The sequence below is a fragment of the Frigoribacterium sp. CFBP9030 genome (genome assembly GCF_034045195.1).
Taxonomy (GTDB): domain Bacteria; phylum Actinomycetota; class Actinomycetes; order Actinomycetales; family Microbacteriaceae; genus Frigoribacterium.
Genome location: NZ_JAXCWG010000029.1, coordinates 1 through 1,899 on the forward strand (window position 1 = coordinate 1; position 1,899 = coordinate 1,899).

Consider the following 1,899-nt stretch of genomic DNA (forward strand, 5'->3'; position numbering starts at 1 on the left):
CGCCGCGCCGCGCGCCGCGCCGCGCCGCCTGCGCCGCCGCGCGCCCCGCGCCGTCGAGGTGACCCGAAACGCGCAGTCCGAGCCGCCCAGGCCACCGTTCGCGTCACTTCGATCCTGCTCTCTCGAGCCGCGCGCGCCGCGCACCGCCCCCGCACCGTCGAGGTGACCCGAAACGCGCACTCCGAGCCACCCAAGCCCCCGTTCGCGTCACTTCGATCAGGGCCGCCCGCGCCTCCGCCCGCACCGTCGAGGTGACCCGAAAAGCGCAGTCCGAGCCGCCCGCGCCCCCGGTCGCGTCACTTCGATCAGGTCCGCCCGCGCCCGCGCCTGCGCCATCGACGTGACCCGAAACGCGCAGTCCGAGCCGCCCAAGCGCCCGGTCGCGTCACTTCGATGCGGTTCGCCCGAGCCACACCCCCGTTCGCGTCACCTCGATGCAGCCCCCGATCGGCGCACATCGTGCAGGTGGTGCACCGGGTCGTGCACGAAGTACCGGGCGAGCGTGTCGACGGTGAACGCCGAGCCGTCGCTGCGCAGACCCGTACGGTCGAGCTGGTCGTCGCGCACCCCGGCGAACGCGGCCGCGACGGTCTCGGCCGAGGCGACGAGCTCCGCCGCGACCTCGTCGGGCCGCTGCGCGGCGTAGTCGTCGTCGACGGCGGTCGCGTCCTGGTCCCAGTTCGCGAATGCGGGGGCCTCCTCGGCGAGCATCAGCGCCAGGCGCTCCTCGAACACCCGGAACACGTCGCGCACATGCGCCCCGTACTCGAGGGTCGACCATGTCGTCGCATCGGGGCGATCGCGAGCGTCGGGGCGGGCCAGCTCGGCGGGCCAGGCGGCGGCGTTGTCGCGCACGAGCCCGGGAACATCGCGGAAATCGATCCGTCGCGAGTCGTAGCCGCACTCGTCGCAAGGGCGTTCGAGCACCCAGGTCCAGTTCTTCGTGTCGGGTGAGATGGCCATGGCTCGACATTAGGCGAGGCCGTCGCCCCGCCACCATCGCCATCCAGCCGTCGTCGCGCCAATCGCCGTCATCGAAGTGACCCGAAAGGAGTCATAAGACGCGCGCGGGGCACAGGTCGGGTCACCTCGATGCGGCACGCGGGGAGTCGACGTCGTGACCGCTCCAGAGGTCGCGGCAGTCCACCTCGAGAGCGCCGTGCTCGCGCAGGTACGCGCCGGCCCCCCGATCACCCGAGATCGACTGAGCGAGGTCCGACCAGTGGGCCCGCCCGACGACTACCGGATGCCCCGGCCGTCCGCCGAACACGGCACGCCTGAGAATGCTCGCCCCGAGCGGCACCCCGGCGGCCGCCGGCGACCCGGCACCGGCGGGCGTCCCGGTGACAGACAGGAGGCGCGCCACGGCGGACGCGGGCAGCCCCGGGTAGTCGACCAGCGTGATGAGGGCGACCCGCGCCTCCTGCAGGTCCGGATCGGCGCCGAGCGCACGGAGCCCCGCCCGCAGCGACGCCGAGAGCCCGTCGGCCCAGTCGTCGGCGACGACGGTCGAGACCTGCGAGCCGAGGAGGCGCGGGTCGCCCGCCAGAAGATCCTCCGCCTCGGTCGCGCCCGCGCCGAGCACGACGACGACGCGGTCGCACCCGCCGGCGAGCAGGGTCGCCACGCCCCGAGTCAGCCAGGGTCCGCGTGCGTCGGCGACGAGCGCCTTGGGGCCACCCATGCGGGAGCCCGCGCCCGCCGCGAGCAGGAGCCCCACGATCGGGCCGGGTCGTGCGCGAGCCATGTCCACAGGCTAGCCGCCGGGTGTCGCGCGGGGGCTGCCGGCCGCTCTACGATTGACGCCACCCGGGCGGGCGCTGCCCCCACCACGCTCACCCCGCACCACGCACCGCACCCGCCCCCACCCCGCCCGTCCCCCCCCCCGCCCGTCCCCCC

2 protein-coding genes are annotated in these 1,899 nt (G+C 75.0%); both read right to left on the reverse strand.

The features are described from left to right. Nucleotides 1–426 precede the first annotated feature (426 nt). Nucleotides 427–963 carry a DinB family protein gene (locus tag SOM13_RS15330; RefSeq protein WP_192061478.1) on the reverse strand — a complete coding sequence of 179 codons (537 nt, stop codon included), beginning with the start codon at nt 961–963 and terminating at the stop codon, nt 427–429. A 121-nt stretch (nt 964–1,084) separates the two neighbouring features. Next, entirely contained in the window at nt 1,085–1,747 is a 663-nt protein-coding gene (locus tag SOM13_RS15335; RefSeq protein WP_320480213.1) for a nucleotidyltransferase family protein, read from the reverse strand. Nucleotides 1,748–1,899: the final 152 nt, after the last annotated feature.